Below are 18,613 nucleotides of genomic sequence, written 5' to 3' on the forward strand. Positions count from 1 at the left end.
ATGCTGGATAGACTGTTAGCCCTGCTTGTTCTGGCGCTCGTCCTCGGCGTGCCGCTGGGGTTGATCTTCCTGGTCACCGGGCAGTTCCTGATGGACTTCGTGTTCTTCTACCCGTTGTTCATGTCCGGGCTGTGGATTGCCGGCGGCCTGTATTTCTGGCTGCACTGGGAACGCCACTGGCCATGGAAGGACGACACTTTGCCGCCGCCACTGGAAGGCGAGCCGCTGATCTCGATCCTGATCCCTTGCTACAACGAAGGCGAAAACGCTGCCGACACCATTCACGCGGCGCTGGCCCAGCACTACCCGAACATCGAAGTCATCGCGATCAACGACGGCTCCAAGGACAACACCGCCGAAGTGCTCGACCGGCTCGCCCAGGAAGACCCACGCCTGCGCGTGCTGCATCTGGCAGAAAACCAGGGCAAGGCTGTGGCCCTGCGCATGGGTGCGATTGCTGCGCGCAGCGAATATCTGGTGTGCATCGACGGTGACGCGCTGCTGGCGCCGAACACGGCGGCCTATCTGGTGGCGCCGATGCTCGACAACGCGCGGCTTGGCGCAGTGACCGGCAACCCACGGATTCGCACACGTTCGACCCTGGTCGGGCGGGTGCAGGTCGGTGAGTTCTCGTCGATCATCGGTCTGATCAAGCGTACGCAACGGGTGTTCGGGCGGATCTTCACCGTGTCCGGGGTGATCGTCGCGTTCCGTCGTACCGCGTTGAACCGGGTCGGCTACTGGAGCCCGGACATGATCACCGAAGACATCGACATCAGCTGGAAGCTGCAACTCGATCACTGGAGCATCTTCTACGAGCCGCGCGCGCTGTGCTGGATCCTGATGCCGGAAACCCTGCGCGGTCTGTGGAAGCAGCGACTGCGCTGGGCCCAAGGCGGTGCCGAGGTGCTGTTCAAGAACATTCGCGGCATCTGGCAGTACCGCCATCGTTACTTGTGGCCGCTGCTGTTCGAATACTGCCTGTCGACCGGGTGGGCCTTCACCTTCCTGCTGTCGGTGATCTTTTGGGGCGTGGGCAAGTTCGTGGTCATGCCGGAATCGATTGCCGTGCATCACTTGATGCCCCCGGCGTTCACCGGTCTGTTGCTGGCCTTCGTCTGCCTGGTGCAATTCGCGGTCAGCATCATCATCGACCGGCGCTATGAACCGGGTCTGGGCCGAACCATGTTCTGGGTGGTCTGGTATCCGATCGCGTTCTGGCTGGTCAGCCTGCTCACCACCTTGGTCAGTTTCCCCAAAGTGCTGTTTGGTCAGCATCAGAAGCGTGCACGCTGGGTCAGCCCTGACCGCGGCATCAAGCCGGTTGGCGACGACGAAGAGGAGGTCATCAAATGAAAATCATCCGGACCCGGCAGCGGCCCTTCCTGGTGGTGGTCGATGTGGTCCTCACCGTGCTGGCCTGGGTCGGCCTGCTGTTTCTGCTGATTCGCGGACTGTGGCCGTTGATCGAGACCCACGCCGGTGGGCCGCGCATCGACAATTCGGCATTCGAGGCTCTGGGTACGTTGCAGATCTACCTGTGGGTGGCGCTGGTCAACGCAGTGATCCTGATTGGTTGGGCGCGTTATCAGCAGCGCAAAAGCAGAAGCTTCGCCCAGCGTCGCTTGCCGGCACCGGTGGTCGATGATGAAGGGCTGAGCAAGAGCTTCCGCCTGTGCGATGACCGCCTGGAGAAGCTGCGCACGCCCGGGGTGATGACCATTCATAACGATCAAGAGGGTGACATCAGCCATGTGGTGCTGAACTTCCGTCCGCTGCAGCCAGCGGAGTTGCCGCCACCACTGGCGCCGCCGGAACACCCACGGGTGATCTTTCTGCACGCCGAGGATGATGACAATCGCGACCCGGTGAATCGCCCCACCTGAACAACGACTCCCCTGTAGGAGCTGCCGAAGGCTGCGATCTTTTGATCTTGATTTTAAAGATCAAAAGATCGCAGCCTTCGGCAGCTCCTACATTGTTCAGCATTCAGCAGCGAATCAGTTCCCACGCGTCTTCCATCGTCAGCGGCTGTTTCATCCGCTCGGCCAGCATCGCCATGGCCCGCTCTTCCTCGCATGCCACAGCGCCAACAACCACGCCGTTGTGGCCGAACAGGCCAATAAAGGGCGGATGCTCGGGCTCGCCCTTGAACTCGATTTCATCCCACTGACTGGCGTGGCCCAGGTAGTCGTAGTTCCTGCCGAAGTGCCAGGTCCAGAAAAACGGCACATCCAGATAATGCTCATCGGCGTCCAACATGTTGGCGGCAGCGATGCGTGCGTGCTGCTGGGCCAGGCGCCAATGCTCAATGCGTTGCGGCTGGCCGCTCAGGGTGAACGTGGCGATATCGCCAATCGCCCATAGACCTTCGCAGACCCGCAGACCGGCATCGACGCGCAGTGACTGGTCTTTCTCCCTTGGCAGCGAAGCGAACGCTTCTGTGGCCGGATGCACACCAACCCCCGCCAGCACCAGATCCGCCGAAACGCGCAAACCGTTGTCCAGCAGCACCGCCTCGACTTTGCCATCACCGGTGATTTCCCGGGCTTCGTGATCGGTGATGAATTTCACCCCGTGTTGTTCGTGGAGCGCGCGGATCGCCCTGCCCACTGCTTCGCCAAATTGCGCGGCAAACGGAATGGCGTGGCGGGCGATGACCGTGACGTCGAGGCCGAACTGACGCAGGGCCGAGGCGCATTCGAGGGCGATAAAGCTGTCGCCGATGATCAGCGCCCGCTGCTCGGGTTTGGCGGTGCGCATGATCTGTTCGGCCTGGGCTTTCGAGCGCAGAACGAACACCTGCGGCAGGTCGGCGCCGGGTAGTTGCAGCGGATTGGGCTCGGCGCCGGTGGCGAGCACTGCCGCGTCGAAGCGCAGGGATTGGCCGTCGTGCATATGCAGGGTTTTCGCTGAGGCGTCGAGGGCAGTGATTTCGCCTTGTTGGCGTTCGATGCGCTGCTCTTGATAAAAATCTTCATCGCGCAGCGGCGGGGTTTCCTGCGCCGGCATCTCGCCGGCGAGGACGAATTTGCTCAGTACCGTGCGGTCGTAACCGGCCTCCGCTTCGCGGTCGAGCATGATGATCCGGCCACCGAAACCTTTCTCCCGCAGAGCCGCCGCACATGCCGTGCCCGCTGCACCTGCGCCGACAATCACAAAGATGCGCGGATCATCGGCCGGCGGCGTGTGCGCATCCGGCAGCGGTTGATCATCGACCCAGACCTCATCGCCACGTAACTCCAGCGGATAACGCTTGAGGCTGTCGAGGGCCGGCGGCTCGCACAGCGCACCGTCTTCGACACGAAACGCAGCTTTGTGCCACGGGCAGATCAGGCGTCCGTTGCACAACGCGCCGTCAGCCAGTGGCGCCCCGGCATGTGGGCATTCGCCTTGAAATGCGCGCAGTTGGCCATTGGCATGGAGCAGAACAATCTTGCGCTCGCCGATTTCGACTTGCAGGCCACGGTCTTCGGGGACATCGGCGACACGGGCGACACGGTGCAGGCTCATGTTCGTGCTCCTGACAGGCATTTCTCTTACGAGTTTGCGCCGCCGTGCGAGGTTCAGCCAATTGCCACTGCCAAGCTACGAACGGTACAGCTATAGTTTGCAGGCCGACGAAGGCCCAACTGCACAAGGTACTCCCGGAATGACCCGATTGACCTCTCTCAACCCTTGGCTGGCGGCCGTCGCCGTCGCCCTTTGCGTGCAGTTTCCGGCGCAGGCGGCCGAGCGCTTTACCCTCGACATCCCCGGTGTCTCGGACAACCGCCTGTTCACCTCGGCCGCCGCGAGTGATGCGGCCGGTTGCGGTGGCAAGAACCAGTCGCCGGCGCTGGCCTGGAATGCGGGCCCTGCCGGCACCCTGAGCTACGCGATCGTCATGCACGACCCGGACGGTCAGAAAGGTGCTGGCGTCGATCACTGGATTCACTACGGCATCAAGGCCACCACCCGGCAGATCCCTGCTGGCGTCGGCGCCAAATCCAATCTCGAAGGCATGGGCGGTACCAACACCAAAGGCACCACCCATTACATCGGGCCGTGCCCACCGGTTGGCGACAGCGCCCACCACTACATCATTCAGATTTACGCCCTGGATCTGGCCCCGGACGCCTTGCCAGCCGGCCTGACCCGCGCCGAACTGATGGACAAAATCAAAGGCCACGTATTGCGTAACAGCAGCGTGGTACGGCGTTATCACCGCTGAAAAAATTTTCAGCGGGGTTTAACCCGATCTGAAAGGGCTGCCCGTCTCAGTGGATGAATGGATCACTTTCATCCCGAGGTCAGCCCCCATGTCCCGCTCCCTGCCTTTTCTGCGACCCGTTGCCGTCGGTGTGTTGTTGACCGTCGCCGGTTGCGGCGTGTCTTCCAATCCCGAATCGGCTGCCGTTCCGGCGCCGGCCCAGCCACAGGCGTCGATTCAGCATGAGGCGCTGATCGCCGATGGCGCCATGGCCAAGCGCAGTGCGCGACCGGCGCCGATGGCCAGTTTCGCGGCGATGCCGGCCCCGGAAAGTTATTCACAAGGCTATCGTGACGAACAGCGCGAGCAATATCAGGCGCTAGCCGACAACCCGATCCACAGCGTGGACGAGGCTCCGGTCTCGACCTTCAGCGCTGACGTCGATACCGGCGCCTACGCCAATGTCCGGCGTTTGCTCAATCAGGGACGCCTGCCGCCGGAAGGCGCGGTGCGGCTGGAAGAGTTGGTCAATTATTTTCCCTACAACTATGCGCTGCCGACCGATGGTTCGCCCTTCGGCGTAACCACCGAACTGGCCGCCACCCCGTGGAATCCGCACACCCGCCTGCTGCGCATCGGCATCAAGGCCTCTGACCGGGCTGTGGCGGAGCTGGCCCCGGCGAATCTGGTGTTTCTGGTGGATGTGTCCGGCTCGATGGATCGCCGCGAAGGGCTGCCACTGGTCAAAAGCACATTGAAACTGCTGGTCGATCAGTTGCGCGAACAGGATCGGGTGTCGCTGGTGGTGTATGCCGGCGAATCCCGTGTGGTGCTGGAGCCAACGTCCGGACACGAGAAAGCCAAAATTCGCACAGCCATCGAGCAATTGACCGCAAGCGGTTCAACCGCTGGCGCGTCGGGCATCGAACTGGCCTATCAAATGGCGCAGCAGGCGTTCATTCCCAAAGGCATCAACCGCATCCTGTTGGCCACCGACGGTGACTTCAACGTCGGCGTCAGCGACTTCGACAGCCTCAAACAAATGGCTGTGGATAAACGCAAAACCGGGATTTCCCTGACCACCCTGGGTTTCGGTGTGGATAACTACAATGAACACTTGATGGAGCAACTGGCTGACGCCGGCGACGGCAACTACGCCTACATCGACAACCTGCGCGAGGCACGCAAAGTGCTGGTGGATCAACTCGGTTCGACCCTGGCGGTGGTGGCAAAAAACGTCAAATTGCAGGTGGAATTCAACCCGGCGCAGGTCAGTGAATATCGCCTGCTTGGCTACGAAAACCGCGCCTTGAAGCGTGAGGATTTCAGCAATGACAAAGTCGATGCCGGTGAAGTCGGCGCAGGACACACGGTGACCGCGCTGTATGAAATTGTTCCGACAGGTGAGAAGGGCTGGCTGGAACCGCTGCGCTACGGTAAATCGGAGAAGGTGGTTGCTGCGAAGGATGGAGAATTGGCGATGCTGCGTGTGCGTTATCAGCAGCCTGAAGGTGGGAAAAGTCTGCTGATCGAGCGGCCGATTGCCAATCAGGTCGCACCGGCCAGTGAGGACCTGCGTTTCGCGGCGGCGGTGGCGGCGTTTTCCCAGCAGCTCAAGGACGCTCGCTACACCGGCGACTTCAGCCTCAAGGACACCGAAACCCTGGCCCGTGGCGCTCGGGGCGACGACCGCTTCGGCTTGCGCAACGAGTTCGTGCAACTGGTGGAACTGGCGCAAAGCCTGCGCGCCTCAACCGCATCGAATGCGATGCCCACTGAGCGACGGATTGAATAGTGAGCCGATTGAAAGGCTTCATCAGTCAGCTGTTTGCTACGCCAGACAGCGCGGCCGCCAGCAGCGATGAAACGCTGCTGGCGCGTTATCGCGAGGGCGACGGCGCGGCGTTCGAGATTCTGTACGCGCGCCATCGTCAGGGTTTGTATCGGTTTCTGCTTGGATTGAGCGGCAAACCGGAACTGGCTGACGAAGTCTTTCAGGACACCTGGCTGAGCCTGATCCGCAGCACCAGTCAGCCACAGGGCCGGGCGACGTTTCGTACATGGCTGTTCCAGATTGCGCGCAATCGGCTGATCGATCACTGGCGCAAACACGGCGCACATCAGTCGCTGCACGACAGCTACGACGAACAGCTGCATGAGATTGGCGACGAGACCCACGATCCCGAACAATTGCTGAACCTCAGCCGCGACAGCCAGCGCCTGGAAAGCGCTCTGCAAACCTTGCCTGCCGATCAGCGCGAAGTGTTCCTGCTGCGTGCCCACGGCGACCTCGACCTGGCACAAATCGCCAGCCTCACCGAAACACCGCTGGAAACCGTCAAGAGCCGCTTGCGCTACGCCCAGCATAAACTGCGTCGGCTGCTGGCCGAGGAGGTACTGACATGACTGACGCCCGCCAGACACCCGAAGAATCTGTGATCAAACATGTACGCGAACAGCACAATGTTGAACCGCCGGCGCACCTTGATGCGTTCATCCTCAAGGCTGCTCTCCGCGAAACACCGGTGCCCAAGCCAGGCCTGTGGCAACGCTGGCTGCGGGCCTGCCAGAAACCGCGTTGGCAGGTCGCATTTGCTAGCCTGGTCGGTGTGGCACTGATGTTGTCGCTGGTGCAACGTGCCCCCGAGCCGCAAGCGCAATTCGACTTCGCCCCGGCGGCCAAACCGGCTGCACCACTGGCGCGCAAACAAGCCCCCGAAGCGCAATCACTGCCCGCTCCACCCGCTGCGGCCATGTCGGCGCCGGCGCCGATGATGGAAATGGCCGCGCCGATGCAAAGCGACTCGATCAGCGCCGATGAAGCCAGCCTCGGCAAACGCGCCGCCGCCCCGGCCAACGGCCTCGACACGCAACTGCGCGAAGTCCTGCGCCTGCGCGACTCCGGTCAGTCGCAAGCCGCTGACGCGCTATACAACAACCTGCACAAACGCTACCCCGGCGTGGACCTCGACCGGCGACTCGAAAAAATCCGCCAGAACTGACCGCTTGTTCACCCAGCCATTTGGCATTGCCCGGCAAAAACGCGCACTATCGGGCCATGGCTGAAGCGCTGGAGAACAAAGTGGCAGCAAAAATCGACCGCATCGCCCAACTCCTCAACTGCCCGCAGAAGGGCGAGGAGATGCGGCGCGCGATTACCGAGGCGCGCAAGGAGTTTCTGCTGAACCAGTCGGAAGAAGACGTCGTGGAAGAAGACGAGGTTTTTGAGGAGGTTGGGGAAGAAGAGGAAGACGACGATTACGATGAGTTTGACTGGACGACGGAGTGACCGTCGTCGCATGAAACACTGCGCCCACAAAAAAGCCCCGGAACATCACAGTCCGGGGCTTTCTCGTTTCAATTCATGGCGCACCAGGCGGGATTCGAACCCACGACCCCTGCCTTCGGAGGGCAGTACTCTATCCAGCTGAGCTACTGGTGCAGCGGGCGACATCATACCTAGGTCGGCTCGGGGCGTCCATGCCGGGTTTTGGCGGGTTTTGTCAGTGCGCGTGTCGGTGTGAAACGCTGCATTCCTTAAAGCTGTAACGTCCTGCAAAACCCTCGCTTGGCGCTTTTTCCTGGCTGATCTATGGTTTGGCTGCGGCCGGGGCTTTTTGCGCGTTGATCTGAAAAAACCAGCAAACGCTGGGTTTTTGTTCTTTTTTTCGAACGACCTATTGTCCTTTACCCCCTTTGCTCCTACGATCCGTTTGAGATTTCAAACGCTCTTTGACGGGGTGTGGATGCGCAGATGCTGTGAATAACGCACGATCGCTGCGCCTCACCCGGTAGATGATTTCCCTGACGGCAGCCTTGCGAGGCGCCTTTCTACAATCATAATTTTGCTCCGCGCAGGCCGCGGTGCTGTTAAGGAAAGCCGACATGCAGCTTAAAGACACCCAGTTGTTCCGCCAGCAAGCCTTCATTGATGGCGCTTGGGTCGATGCGGACAACGGTCAGACGATCAAGGTCAACAACCCGGCCACCGGCGAAATCCTCGGCACCGTGCCGAAGATGGGCGCTGCCGAAACCCGCCGTGCCATCGAAGCCGCCGACAAGGCGCTGCCGGCCTGGCGTGCACTGACCGCCAAGGAGCGTGCAGGCAAGCTGCGTCGCTGGTTCGAACTGATGATCGAGAACCAGGACGACCTCGCGCGCCTGATGACCCTCGAGCAGGGCAAGCCGCTGGCCGAAGCCAAGGGCGAAATCGTTTACGCCGCTTCGTTCATCGAGTGGTTCGCCGAAGAAGCCAAGCGTATCTACGGTGACGTGATCCCGGGCCACCAGCCGGACAAGCGCCTGATCGTGATCAAGCAGCCGATCGGCGTAACCGCCGCGATCACCCCGTGGAACTTCCCGGCGGCGATGATCACCCGTAAAGCCGGCCCTGCGCTGGCCGCCGGTTGCACCATGGTGCTCAAGCCAGCGTCGCAAACCCCATTCTCCGCTTTCGCCCTGGCCGAACTGGCGCAGCGGGCCGGCATCCCTAAAGGTGTGTTCAGCGTGGTCTCCGGCAGCGCCGGCGACATCGGCAGCGAGCTGACCAGCAACCCGATCGTGCGCAAGCTGTCCTTCACCGGCTCGACCGAAATCGGCCGTCAGCTGATGTCGGAATGCGCCAAGGACATCAAGAAAGTCTCGCTGGAACTGGGCGGCAACGCGCCGTTCATCGTGTTCGACGACGCGGACCTGGATAAGGCCGTCGAAGGCGCGATCATTTCCAAATACCGCAACAACGGCCAGACCTGCGTCTGCGCCAACCGTCTGTACATTCAGGATTCGGTCTACGACGCGTTCGCCGAGAAGCTGAAAGTGGCCGTCGCCAAGCTGAAGATCGGCAACGGTCTGGAAGAAGGCACCACCACTGGCCCGCTGATCGACGAAAAAGCCGTGGCCAAGGTGCAAGAGCACATCGCTGACGCCGTGGCCAAAGGCGCCACCGTGCTGGCCGGTGGCAAGCCGATGGAAGGCAACTTCTTCGAGCCGACCATCCTGACCAACGTGCCGAAAGACGCGGCTGTCGCCAAGGAAGAAACCTTCGGCCCGCTGGCGCCGCTGTTCCGCTTCAAAGACGAAGCCGAAGTGATCGCGATGTCCAACGACACCGAGTTCGGTCTGGCCTCCTACTTCTACGCTCGTGACCTGGGCCGCGTGTTCCGTGTGGCGGAAGCCCTGGAATACGGCATGGTCGGCGTCAACACCGGGTTGATCTCCAACGAAGTCGCGCCGTTCGGCGGCATCAAGGCGTCGGGCCTGGGCCGTGAAGGCTCCAAGTACGGCATCGAGGATTACCTGGAAATCAAATACCTCTGCCTGGGCATCTAAGCCGGGACAGGGATCGCTGTAAACGCAAAGGGCACGAGAGCGCTGTCACTTTGCGTCGTTTCAAACCGGAATTTTCTCTGCGGCCGGGAACGCCGTGGCAGTCGATCATCGCATGCTGCCACCGCCGATTTCTCCCGCTTAATCCTTGAACCACGCCGCCCGATGAGCGGTGAATGAGGACTGTAATGAGCAAGACTAACGCTGAACTGATGGCCCGTCGTACCGCAGCTGTTCCACGTGGTGTTGGCCAGATTCACCCGATCTTCGCTGAGTCGGCGAAGAACGCTACTGTGACTGACGTTGAAGGTCGTGAATTCATCGACTTCGCCGGCGGTATCGCTGTGCTGAACACCGGCCACGTGCACCCGAAAATCATCGCCGCCGTGACCGAACAGCTGAACAAGCTGACCCACACCTGCTTCCAGGTACTGGCCTACGAGCCGTACGTTGAGCTGTGCGAAAAGATCAACGCCAAGGTGCCAGGTGATTTCGCCAAGAAAACCCTGCTGGTGACCACCGGTTCCGAAGCCGTGGAAAACGCCGTGAAAATCGCCCGTGCCGCCACTGGCCGTGCCGGTGTGATCGCCTTCACCGGCGCTTACCACGGTCGCACCATGATGACCCTGGGCCTGACCGGTAAAGTCGTGCCTTACTCGGCCGGCATGGGCTTGATGCCAGGCGGCATCTTCCGTGCGCTGTACCCGAACGAACTGCACGGTGTGAGCATCGACGATTCGATCGCGTCCATCGAACGCATCTTCAAGAACGACGCCGAGCCGAAAGACATCGCCGCGATCATCATCGAGCCTGTGCAGGGTGAAGGTGGTTTCTACGTCGCGCCGAAAGAATTCATGAAGCGTCTGCGTGCCCTGTGCGACCAGCACGGCATCCTGCTGATCGCTGACGAAGTGCAGACCGGTGCTGGCCGTACCGGGACCTTCTTCGCCATGGAACAGATGGGCGTTGCTGCCGACCTGACCACTTTCGCCAAATCCATCGCTGGCGGCTTCCCGCTGGCCGGTGTCTGCGGCAAGGCCGAATATATGGACGCCATCGCTCCAGGCGGCCTGGGCGGCACCTACGCCGGTAGCCCGATCGCTTGCGCTGCGGCGCTGGCCGTGATGGAAGTGTTCGAAGAAGAGCAGCTGCTGGACCGCTGCAAGGCTGTCGGCGAGCGTCTGGTAACCGGTCTGAAGGCCATCCAGGCCAAGTACCCGGTGATCGGCGAAGTGCGTGCGCTGGGCGCGATGATCGCGGTCGAGCTGTTCGAAAACGGCGACAGCCACAAGCCAAACCCGACCGCCGTTGCGGCTGTGGTGGCCAAGGCGCGCGACAAGGGCCTGATCCTGCTGTCCTGCGGCACCTACGGCAACGTGCTGCGCGTTCTCGTACCGCTGACCTCGCCGGACGAGCAACTGGACAAAGGCCTGGCGATCATCGAAGAGTGCTTCTCGGAGCTGTAAGCCCCGGCGCTGTGTGATCCGTTCGACAAAAAACCCGCTTCGGCGGGTTTTTTTATGCCCCTGATACACATCAAACGCTTTTGCGCTGTATCGATAGGCCAGCATTGGCTAAGGTTCAGGCATTGCAAGGGAGAGCGCGCATGACCGCCGTTGATTTACCCGCTGTACCCCGAGTGCTGATTGCCGAGGCCGATCCATGGTCTCGTGACCTGCTTAAACAAGTGTTGCTCAACGTGCGCTGTGATGCGCGGCTGGACTTGTGTGCCGATGGCCAGCAAGCCATGTCGTTACTCAGCGAAGTGCCTTATGACCTGGCCATTGTCGATTGGGAGTTGCCGGGCATTGATGGTTTGAGCGTGCTGCGCAGCGTGCGCCAGCGCAAACGCAATCCGCCGCTGCCGTTCATTCTGATGAGCAGTCGCAACGACAGCGCCAGCGTGCGCGAAGCCATCCCGTTGGCCCCGACGGCCTATCTGACCAAACCGCTGAACATGGAAAGTCTGACCGAGCGGCTGCAGGGTTTGCTGCTGAATGCGGGTGAAGAGGTGTTCTGCGAAGTGCCGACGCTGGCGCCGGGCATGACCTTGTCGGTGTTCCTTGAGCGGCGTCGTGAGCAGGCCGATGGCGCGCCGTTGATGACCGATGTGCAAGTGGCGGTCAAACGCAGCCTCAACCCCAATGGCCTCGATCTGAAGCTGCTGGAAGAAGAGATCCGCACCGATCCGCAGATCACCGCCGTGCTGATCGCCGCCGCCAACAGTGCGGCGCAGCATCATGGTGTGGCGGTGCAGACCCTGGGGCAGGCGCTGCACCGCCTCGGCACCGGGCAGAGCATGAACCTGATCCTCGGCCTGGCGCTCAAACGCAGCGCCAGACTCAGTGACCCGTGCCTGGCGGATTACGCCGAGCGCTATTGGGGGCTGTCGCTGCACACGGCGGAATACGCCCGCACCCTGGCGCGCCTGCTCGATCTGGATCAGGAGCGCTGCTACTGCGCGGGCATGCTGCATCGTCTCGGTGACCTGGCGTTGCTGCGTTGTTTGCAGGAGTGGAAGCAGGCTGGCGGCGAGCTGGATGAGTGGGAAGAGGTCGGTGACGCGCTGGCGGAGTTTAGCGCGGCCTACGGTTCGGCGCTGCGTACACGCTGGCGCCTGCCGCTGGAGCTGCGTGAGTTGATTGCGTCGGTCTACCAGCTCGGTGGTGGGGTCTATTCCCGTGAGGCGCTGGTGATGAACATGGCGGCGCAGATGGCCCGTCTGACCGAGCATGAGGGCGTTGAGGAACTGGCGAGGAGTCGTACGGCGCGACTGCTGAAGATCGGGCTGCCGGAATTGATGCGGATGCGTAAGTAATCTGACTTTTCACAAAACCCTGTGGGAGCGGGCTTGCTCGCGAAGGCGGTGTATCAGCCAACATAAATGCTGAATGACCTACCGCCTTCGCGAGCAAGCCCGCTCCCACATTGGATATTTGGGTTGCTGAAATTCTGGATCAGGCAGAAATGATCCGGTTCTTGCCCTGCCGTTTTGCCTCGTACATGGCCGCATCCGCTCTGGCGAACAGGCTCTCGAGACTGTCGTCGCCATCCCTGAGGCTGGTCAGGCCCTGGCTGACGGTGATGCCGAATGTCTGCCCCTCGTGGTTGAAACTCAGGCGCTGAATCTCCTGCTGCAGCCGCTCGGCCACTTGCAGCGCCATGTCCGGTGCGCAACCGGGAAACACCGCAGCGAACTCCTCGCCGCCGATACGTCCGAACAAATCACCCCGGCGTAACGAAGCGCGCCCGCATTCGGCAATCCGTTGCAGCACGTTGTCACCCGCCGGGTGGCCGTAGCTGTCGTTGATCAGCTTGAAATCATCGATGTCCAGCAGCAGGAAGGCCAGTGGTGCACCTTGCAGGCGTGCCTCTTCGAACTCGCGGTTGGCGCATTCGAAGAAGTGTCGGCGGTTGCTGCTCTGGGTCAGTACGTCGGTGGTCGCCAGGCGATGCAGTTCGGTTTCCATGTGCTTCTTGTCGGTGATGTCTTCGGCGATGCCGACGATGATCACCGGTTGCCCGGGTTCGTCCTGACGGTTGATGAAGCATTTGTCGCTGAGCCAGCGCACCTGACCGTCGGCGGCGATGATCCGGTACTCGCGGTCTTCCACCGCGCCCTTGTGCAGCACTTCGGCAAGACTGCGTTCGGCGTAATCCAGGTCGTCGGGGTAGATGCTGTCGCGCCACTGGTTGTAGTCGGCCAGCAACAGGCCTGCGGAGCGACCGAAAATCCGCTCGTAGGCAGGGCTGACATACAGCACCTGACGGGTTTCCCAATTGAACGCCCAGAGCACCGCGTTGACGCTCACCAGTAATGAACTGAACAGTTGTTCGCGCTCGCTCAGCCGGGCGACTTCGCCTTGAGCGTGCATCAGCGCCATCAGGGTTTGCGCGGCCTCGGGCCACTGCGCAAGGGATGAGTCTTTTTGATTGTTGTTGACCATCGGCACATTTCTCAAAAGGTGTGCCGCAATTTCGACAACGGCCACAGTACAGCCCGCCGGGGTGGCGAAGTGTCTTTGAGATAGGGCTTTCGGTGCTAAGTTCCGCGCTTTTGTAGAGAGGGAGCCTGCTCCCGCCGGGCGGTAGAGATGACGCGTTTCAGCAATGAGAACGCGTCGACAAATTTGCGGTAGCTGCGCTACCGATCGGGGATGAATCCCCTCGCCACAGGGGATTCGTTCATGGCGGTCAGGCTGCGGCGGGGCGCAGCGAGTAGGTTTTCAGCTGGTCGGCAAATTCACGCAGGGACTGGATGCCGCTGGCTTCGGCCTCGTGCACCCATTCCTTGATGGCGGCGAGCATGTCGTGGCCATTGGCGCTGGTCTTGACCCAGATCTGCTGCAGGGCCAGGCGTTTTTCGTAAATGACCTTCAGCGCCTGGCTGTGCTCGAGCATGTTCTGGATGCGCAAGTGATGACGGTCTTCCAGCAGGCTGGTTTCCCGCGACAGCAGGCGTTTGGCCCGGTGGAATTGATGGCGTACCGAATGATCGACCTTGTCCAGCTCCTGCTTGACCAGTGGGCCGATCACCAATTTGCGGTACTGGGCCATGATCTGGAAGCGGTTGTTGAGGATCGCCATGGCGGTGTCCATGTCCAGATTGCCCTTGCCTTCGACGCGGTGGGCGATTGGTGCCACGCGCTGCACCTTGGCCAGTCTGAAGAAGCTGAAGACCTTGATCCACGCCCAGCCGAGGTCGAACTCCCACTTCTTCACCGACAGCTTGGCCGAGTTGGGGTAGGTGTGATGGTTATTGTGCAGTTCTTCGCCACCGATCAGGATGCCCCACGGCACGAGATTGGTCGCCGCGTCGCGGCATTCGAAGTTGCGGTAGCCGATGGCATGGCCCAGACCGTTGACCACGCCGGCGGCCCAGACCGGGATCCACATCATCTGGATCGCCCAGATGGTGATGCCGATGGTGCCGAACAGCAGCAGGTCGATGACGCCCATGATGGCGACGCCCAGCAGCGGGTAGCGGCTGTAGACGTTGCGCTCGATCCAGTCTTCGGGGCAGTTCTTGCCGTAGATGCGCAGGGTCTCGGGGTTCTCGGCTTCGGCGCGATACAGCTCGGCGCCTTTGCGCAGCACGGTGGACAGACCCTTGACGACCGGGCTGTGCGGGTCATCTTCGGTTTCGCATTTGGCGTGGTGTTTGCGGTGGATGGCGGTCCACTCGCGGGTGTTCTGCGCCGTGGTCAGCCACAGCCAGAAGCGGAAAAAGTGTTTCAGACCAGCGTTCAGCTCAAGCGAACGGTGGGCCGAATAACGGTGCAGATAGACCGTGACGGCGACAATTGTCACGTGGGTCATCAGCAGGGTGACCGCGACCAGAGACCAGGCCGACAAGCCAAGAAAACCTTCGTACCACATAGGCTATAGGGCCCTCGATAAAGATAAAAACAGCCGTTGCATTATCACCAAGCACACAGATAAAACCAGTCGCCCTTTCAGATAAGAGTCGCTGGATGTTTCTTGACCTATAATTCCAACCTTTTTGTAGGGACATGGACAGCCGAATGTCTGCCACTTATCGCGATGCCTTGCGTGCAGCGCTGCTCTATCTCGTGCTTGCCGCCGTCTGGCTGCAAGGTACTGGTTATTTATTAAACAATTTCTTCGATGAGTCCGTCGATCAACTGCGCTGGCAACTGATCAACGGTTACGTCTGGGCGGCGCTCAGTGCCGGGCTGATTTTTCTCGCCCGCGTGCGCTTGTGTGAGTTTCTCGGCATCGGCGCGCGGTTGCGTGAGCGCCAGGCCGATCGTGAGCGCCTGCGTCAGGCGGCAGCGGTGTTCGATTGCACTCGAGAAGGGGTGCTGGTGACCAACCGTCAGGGCCTGATCGTGCACGTCAACCGCGCGTTCATGGAGATCACTGGCTATCAGCGCGAAGAAGTCCTCGGGCATCAGCCGAGCCTGTTCAAGTCCGGCCACCATCCGCCGGGCTTCTATCAGGCAATGTTCGCCACGCTGGAGAGCGAGGGCGAGTGGAGCGGGGAGATCTGGAACCGGCGCAAGAGCGGCGAGATTTATCCACAGTGGCAGACCATCCGCGTGATTCACGATGATCAGGGCCGGCTCAGTCACTACGTGGCGGTGTTTTCCGACATCAGTGCGATCAAGCACTCCGAACACGAACTCAAGCACCTCGCCCACCACGACCCGCTGACCGACCTGCCCAATCGCCTGTTGTTCAGCGACCGCGCCGAGCAGGCGCTGGCGTCGGCGCAGATCCACAAGCGCGGCTGCGCGCTGCTGATGATCGACCTTGATCACTTCAAGATGATCAACGATAGCCTCGGGCACAACGTCGGCGATCGCCTGCTCAAAGCGGTGGCAGCGCGCCTGCACGAGCTGTTCGGCCCCGGGATCACCCTGGCGCGGCTTGGCGGTGACGAATTCGCGGTGCTGGCGGAAAGTTGTCCACAACTGGTTCAAGCGGCGGCCCTGGCCCAGCGCATTCTCGATGCGCTGAAGGAGCCGTTCGGCATCGACCGGCATGAGCTGTTCATCAACGCCAGTATCGGTATCAGCCTGTTCCCCAGTGATGCGTTGAGTGCCGATCAGTTATTGCGCAACGCTGACGCGGCGCTGTTCAAGGCCAAGAGTAGCGGCCGCAACGGTTATGCGTTGTACACCGAAGAGCTGACCGCGCATGCGCAGCAGCGGGTCGAAATCGCCTTCGAACTGCGACGCGCGCTGGAGCAGCAGGAACTGCGGGTTTACTACCAACCGGTTCACGATTTGCACAGCAGTCGCCTGATCGGCGTCGAAGCGCTGGTGCGCTGGGAGCATCCGCAGCGTGGTCTGGTGTCACCGGCGGAATTCATCCCGATTGCCGAGCGCACCGGGCTGATCGCCGAAATCGACGCCTGGGTGATGCGTCAGGCGTGTTCGCAGATGTGTCAATGGCAGCAGGCCGGGATTGTGTTGTCGTTTGTCGCGGTGAATGTGTCGTCGCGCCTGTTTGCCCGGCGTGAGCTGTATCAGCAGGTGGCGCAGGTGCTGCACGAGACCGGGCTGGATCCGGCGTATCTGGAGCTGGAAGTCACCGAAAGCGCGGTGATGGATGACCCGGAAGTGGCGCTGGAGCAGATGCATCGCTTGCGTGAATTGGGCATTCGCCTGGCCATCGATGACTTTGGCACCGGGTACTCGTCGTTGTTGCGGCTCAAGCGCTTGCCGGTGCAGAAGCTCAAGATCGATCAGGGTTTTGTCGCCGGTCTGCCGTGGGACGAGGATGACGCAGCCATCGTTCGGGTGATCGTCGCCCTGGCACGCAGCATGGGCATGCAGGTGCATGCCGAAGGGATCGAGCAGGCCGAGCAGGCGGCGTTTCTGCTGGAGCAGGAATGTGATCTGGGGCAGGGGTACTGGTTTGGGCGGCCGGTGCCGGCGGGGGAGATTGATTGGACCAGAGCTCCTGTTATCGGTTAGCAGTCCTGTTATGGCTGACACAAAACCTGTGGTGAGGGGATTTATCCCCGATGGGTCGCGCAGCGGCCCTAAAAAACAGGGACTGCTACGCAGTCCATCGGGGATGAATCCCCTCACCACAAGGTTTCATACAGGCTTCAAACTCGGGGAACACCGCGCAAACCCTTGCCCCGTCAGATAATGTTTTCTAGTTATATAAACATTCTTAAATAGTCTTTTTAAGAATATCTGCGCCTCTCTTATATTGCTCCCACGCCGAACGCAGTGCCGCCCACTGCCAGGCACATCCCATTCAAAGGAGCAGCACCATGAGCGCATCCCTTCGCAGCGTTGACGGTCAGGACGAAACCACCATCTTGCGTGAAATCCAGAGCGCCCTGCGCGATCTGCGGTTTGGCGCGGTGGAGATCACTGTGCACAACGCCCAGGTCGTGCAGATCGAACGCAAAGAGAAATTCCGTTTGCAGCAGCCGGGTAACAAGCCGAGCTGAAAAAGATCGCAGCCTGCGCCAGCTTTTGCAGGGGGCTGTGCGCAAGCGCTGGCGCAGGCGGCGATCTTTGAATGAGCAACCCGATTCCAGCAACACATAAGAAAAAGCCACCACCAAGAATTCCAGGAGCTTTCACCATGTCGTCGATTCGCCGTTACGCTTTGGCCGCGCTGGCCAGTGCTGTGTTTGCCGGTTCCGCGGTTGCCAAGGATTACGAACTGCTCAATGTGTCGTACGACCCGACGCGCGAGCTGTATCAGGACTTCAACGCCGAATTCATCAAGTTCTGGCAGAAGGATCATGCCGGCGACACCGTGAAAATCCAGCAATCTCACGGCGGTTCGGGCAAGCAGGGCCGGGCGGTGATCGACGGTCTGCGTGCCGACGTCGTGACCCTGGCCCTGGCCGGCGACATCGACGAAATCGCCAAGCTCGGCAAGACCCTGCCGGCCGACTGGCAGAAGCGTCTGCCGGACGCCAGCACCCCGTACACCTCAACCATCGTGTTCCTGGTGCGCAAGGGCAACCCGAAAGGCATCAAGGACTGGGGCGACCTGGTCAAGAACGACGTTTCGGTGATCACCCCGAACCCGAAAACCTCCGGTGGTGCACGCTGGAACTTCCTCGCCGCGTGGGCCTATGGCCTGAAAGCCAACGGCGGCAGCGAAGAAAAAGCCAAAGAATACGTACAGACCCTGTTCAAGCACGTGCCGGTATTGGACACCGGTGCTCGCGGCTCGACCATCACCTTCGTCAACAACGGTCAGGGAGACGTGTTGCTGGCCTGGGAAAACGAAGCGTTCCTGGCGCTGAAAGAAGACGGCGGCGCCGACAAGTTCGACATCGTTGTGCCTTCGCTGTCGATCCTTGCCGAGCCACCGGTGGCGGTGGTCGACAAGAACGCCGAGAAGAAGGGCAACGAGCAGATCGCCGAAGCCTACTTGAAGCACCTGTACAGCCCGGCCGGTCAGGAGATCGCCGCGAAGAACTTCTACCGCCCGCGCGACAAGGACGTGGCGGCGAAGTACGCCCAGCAGTTCCCGAAACTGGAGCTGGTGACCATCGACAAGGACTTCGGCGGTTGGAAATCCGCGCAGCCGAAATTCTTCAACGACGGTGGCGTGTTCGACCAGATCTATCAGGCGCAGTAATCTGCTCCA

16 protein-coding genes and 1 tRNA gene are annotated in these 18,613 nt (G+C 61.0%); 13 read left to right on the forward strand and 4 right to left on the reverse strand.

The window, feature by feature from the left end:
• Both pgaC and pgaD read left to right on the forward strand, forming a co-directional pair.
• Positions 1–1,356 (forward strand): poly-beta-1,6-N-acetyl-D-glucosamine synthase, encoded by a 1,356-nt coding sequence (pgaC, locus tag E4T63_RS00915; protein WP_007961454.1) that lies wholly within the window; start codon positions 1–3, stop codon positions 1,354–1,356.
• Positions 1,353–1,886, forward strand: a complete 534-nt coding sequence (gene pgaD / locus E4T63_RS00920; protein WP_135294709.1) for a poly-beta-1,6-N-acetyl-D-glucosamine biosynthesis protein PgaD — start codon at positions 1,353–1,355, stop codon at positions 1,884–1,886. Before pgaC ends, pgaD begins: the two co-directional genes overlap by 4 nt.
• A 103-nt stretch (positions 1,887–1,989) precedes the next feature.
• Here the strand turns inward: pgaD and E4T63_RS00925 are convergent, their stop codons facing one another.
• On the reverse strand, positions 1,990–3,513 hold the full coding sequence (locus E4T63_RS00925) for an FAD-dependent oxidoreductase (protein ID WP_135294710.1): 1,524 nt from the start codon (positions 3,511–3,513) through the stop codon (positions 1,990–1,992).
• A gap of 139 nt (positions 3,514–3,652) precedes the next feature.
• Here E4T63_RS00925 and E4T63_RS00930 point away from each other — a divergent pair, with 139 nt between their 5' ends.
• The 5 genes from E4T63_RS00930 (at position 3,653) to E4T63_RS00950 (ending at position 7,481) form a co-directional block, all read left to right on the forward strand.
• Positions 3,653–4,213 carry a YbhB/YbcL family Raf kinase inhibitor-like protein gene (locus E4T63_RS00930; protein WP_098966595.1) on the forward strand — a complete coding sequence of 187 codons (561 nt, stop codon included), beginning with the start codon at positions 3,653–3,655 and terminating at the stop codon, positions 4,211–4,213.
• Between the two features lie 88 nt (positions 4,214–4,301).
• The gene (locus E4T63_RS00935; protein ID WP_135294711.1) at positions 4,302–5,987 is read left to right on the forward strand and encodes a vWA domain-containing protein; all 1,686 of its coding nucleotides are present in this window, start codon (positions 4,302–4,304) and stop codon (positions 5,985–5,987) included.
• 29 nt (positions 5,988–6,016) lie between these two features.
• Positions 6,017–6,598 carry an RNA polymerase sigma factor gene (locus E4T63_RS00940; protein ID WP_372241215.1) on the forward strand — a complete coding sequence of 194 codons (582 nt, stop codon included), beginning with the start codon at positions 6,017–6,019 and terminating at the stop codon, positions 6,596–6,598.
• Positions 6,595–7,194: a hypothetical protein gene (locus tag E4T63_RS00945; RefSeq protein WP_135294712.1), complete on the forward strand. Its 600-nt coding sequence runs from the start codon at positions 6,595–6,597 to the stop codon at positions 7,192–7,194. Before E4T63_RS00940 ends, E4T63_RS00945 begins: the two co-directional genes overlap by 4 nt.
• A gap of 56 nt (positions 7,195–7,250) precedes the next feature.
• On the forward strand, positions 7,251–7,481 hold the full coding sequence (locus E4T63_RS00950; RefSeq protein ID WP_007963505.1) for a hypothetical protein: 231 nt from the start codon (positions 7,251–7,253) through the stop codon (positions 7,479–7,481).
• Between the two features lie 76 nt (positions 7,482–7,557).
• On the opposite strand, the gene E4T63_RS00955 is transcribed toward E4T63_RS00950, so the two are convergent.
• A tRNA-Arg gene (locus E4T63_RS00955) sits at positions 7,558–7,634 on the reverse strand.
• A 443-nt stretch (positions 7,635–8,077) separates the two neighbouring features.
• Here E4T63_RS00955 and gabD point away from each other — a divergent pair.
• From gabD to E4T63_RS00970, 3 genes are all read left to right on the forward strand, one after another.
• The gene (gabD, locus tag E4T63_RS00960) at positions 8,078–9,520 is read left to right on the forward strand and encodes an NADP-dependent succinate-semialdehyde dehydrogenase (protein WP_007963502.1); all 1,443 of its coding nucleotides are present in this window, start codon (positions 8,078–8,080) and stop codon (positions 9,518–9,520) included.
• A gap of 185 nt (positions 9,521–9,705) precedes the next feature.
• Positions 9,706–10,983, forward strand: a complete 1,278-nt coding sequence (gene gabT, locus E4T63_RS00965; RefSeq protein WP_003220503.1) for a 4-aminobutyrate--2-oxoglutarate transaminase — start codon at positions 9,706–9,708, stop codon at positions 10,981–10,983.
• A gap of 140 nt (positions 10,984–11,123) precedes the next feature.
• Positions 11,124–12,335, forward strand: coding sequence for a response regulator (locus E4T63_RS00970; RefSeq protein ID WP_135294713.1), 1,212 nt, complete (start codon positions 11,124–11,126; stop codon positions 12,333–12,335).
• Between the two features lie 139 nt (positions 12,336–12,474).
• On the opposite strand, the gene E4T63_RS00975 is transcribed toward E4T63_RS00970, so the two are convergent.
• Together E4T63_RS00975 and desA are read right to left on the reverse strand one after the other, a co-directional pair.
• Complete coding sequence (locus E4T63_RS00975) at positions 12,475–13,464, reverse strand: GGDEF domain-containing protein (RefSeq protein WP_135294714.1); 990 nt, start codon at positions 13,462–13,464, stop codon at positions 12,475–12,477.
• A gap of 247 nt (positions 13,465–13,711) precedes the next feature.
• Positions 13,712–14,896 carry a delta-9 fatty acid desaturase DesA gene (gene desA / locus E4T63_RS00980; protein ID WP_135294715.1) on the reverse strand — a complete coding sequence of 395 codons (1,185 nt, stop codon included), beginning with the start codon at positions 14,894–14,896 and terminating at the stop codon, positions 13,712–13,714.
• Between the two features lie 146 nt (positions 14,897–15,042).
• On the opposite strand from desA, the gene dibA reads away from it, so the two are divergent.
• From dibA to E4T63_RS00995, 3 genes are all read left to right on the forward strand, one after another.
• A complete protein-coding gene (dibA, locus tag E4T63_RS00985) occupies positions 15,043–16,962 on the forward strand; it encodes a phosphodiesterase DibA (protein ID WP_135294716.1) in 1,920 nt (639 codons plus the stop codon).
• Positions 16,963–17,270: 308 nt separating this feature from the next.
• On the forward strand, positions 17,271–17,453 hold the full coding sequence (oscA, locus tag E4T63_RS00990) for a sulfur starvation response protein OscA (RefSeq protein ID WP_003220508.1): 183 nt from the start codon (positions 17,271–17,273) through the stop codon (positions 17,451–17,453).
• 137 nt (positions 17,454–17,590) lie between these two features.
• Entirely contained in the window at positions 17,591–18,604 is a 1,014-nt protein-coding gene (locus E4T63_RS00995; RefSeq protein ID WP_135294717.1) for a sulfate ABC transporter substrate-binding protein, read from the forward strand.
• Positions 18,605–18,613 lie beyond the last annotated feature (9 nt).

This window comes from Pseudomonas fluorescens, from assembly GCF_004683905.1.
GTDB lineage: Bacteria > Pseudomonadota > Gammaproteobacteria > Pseudomonadales > Pseudomonadaceae > Aquipseudomonas > Aquipseudomonas putida_A.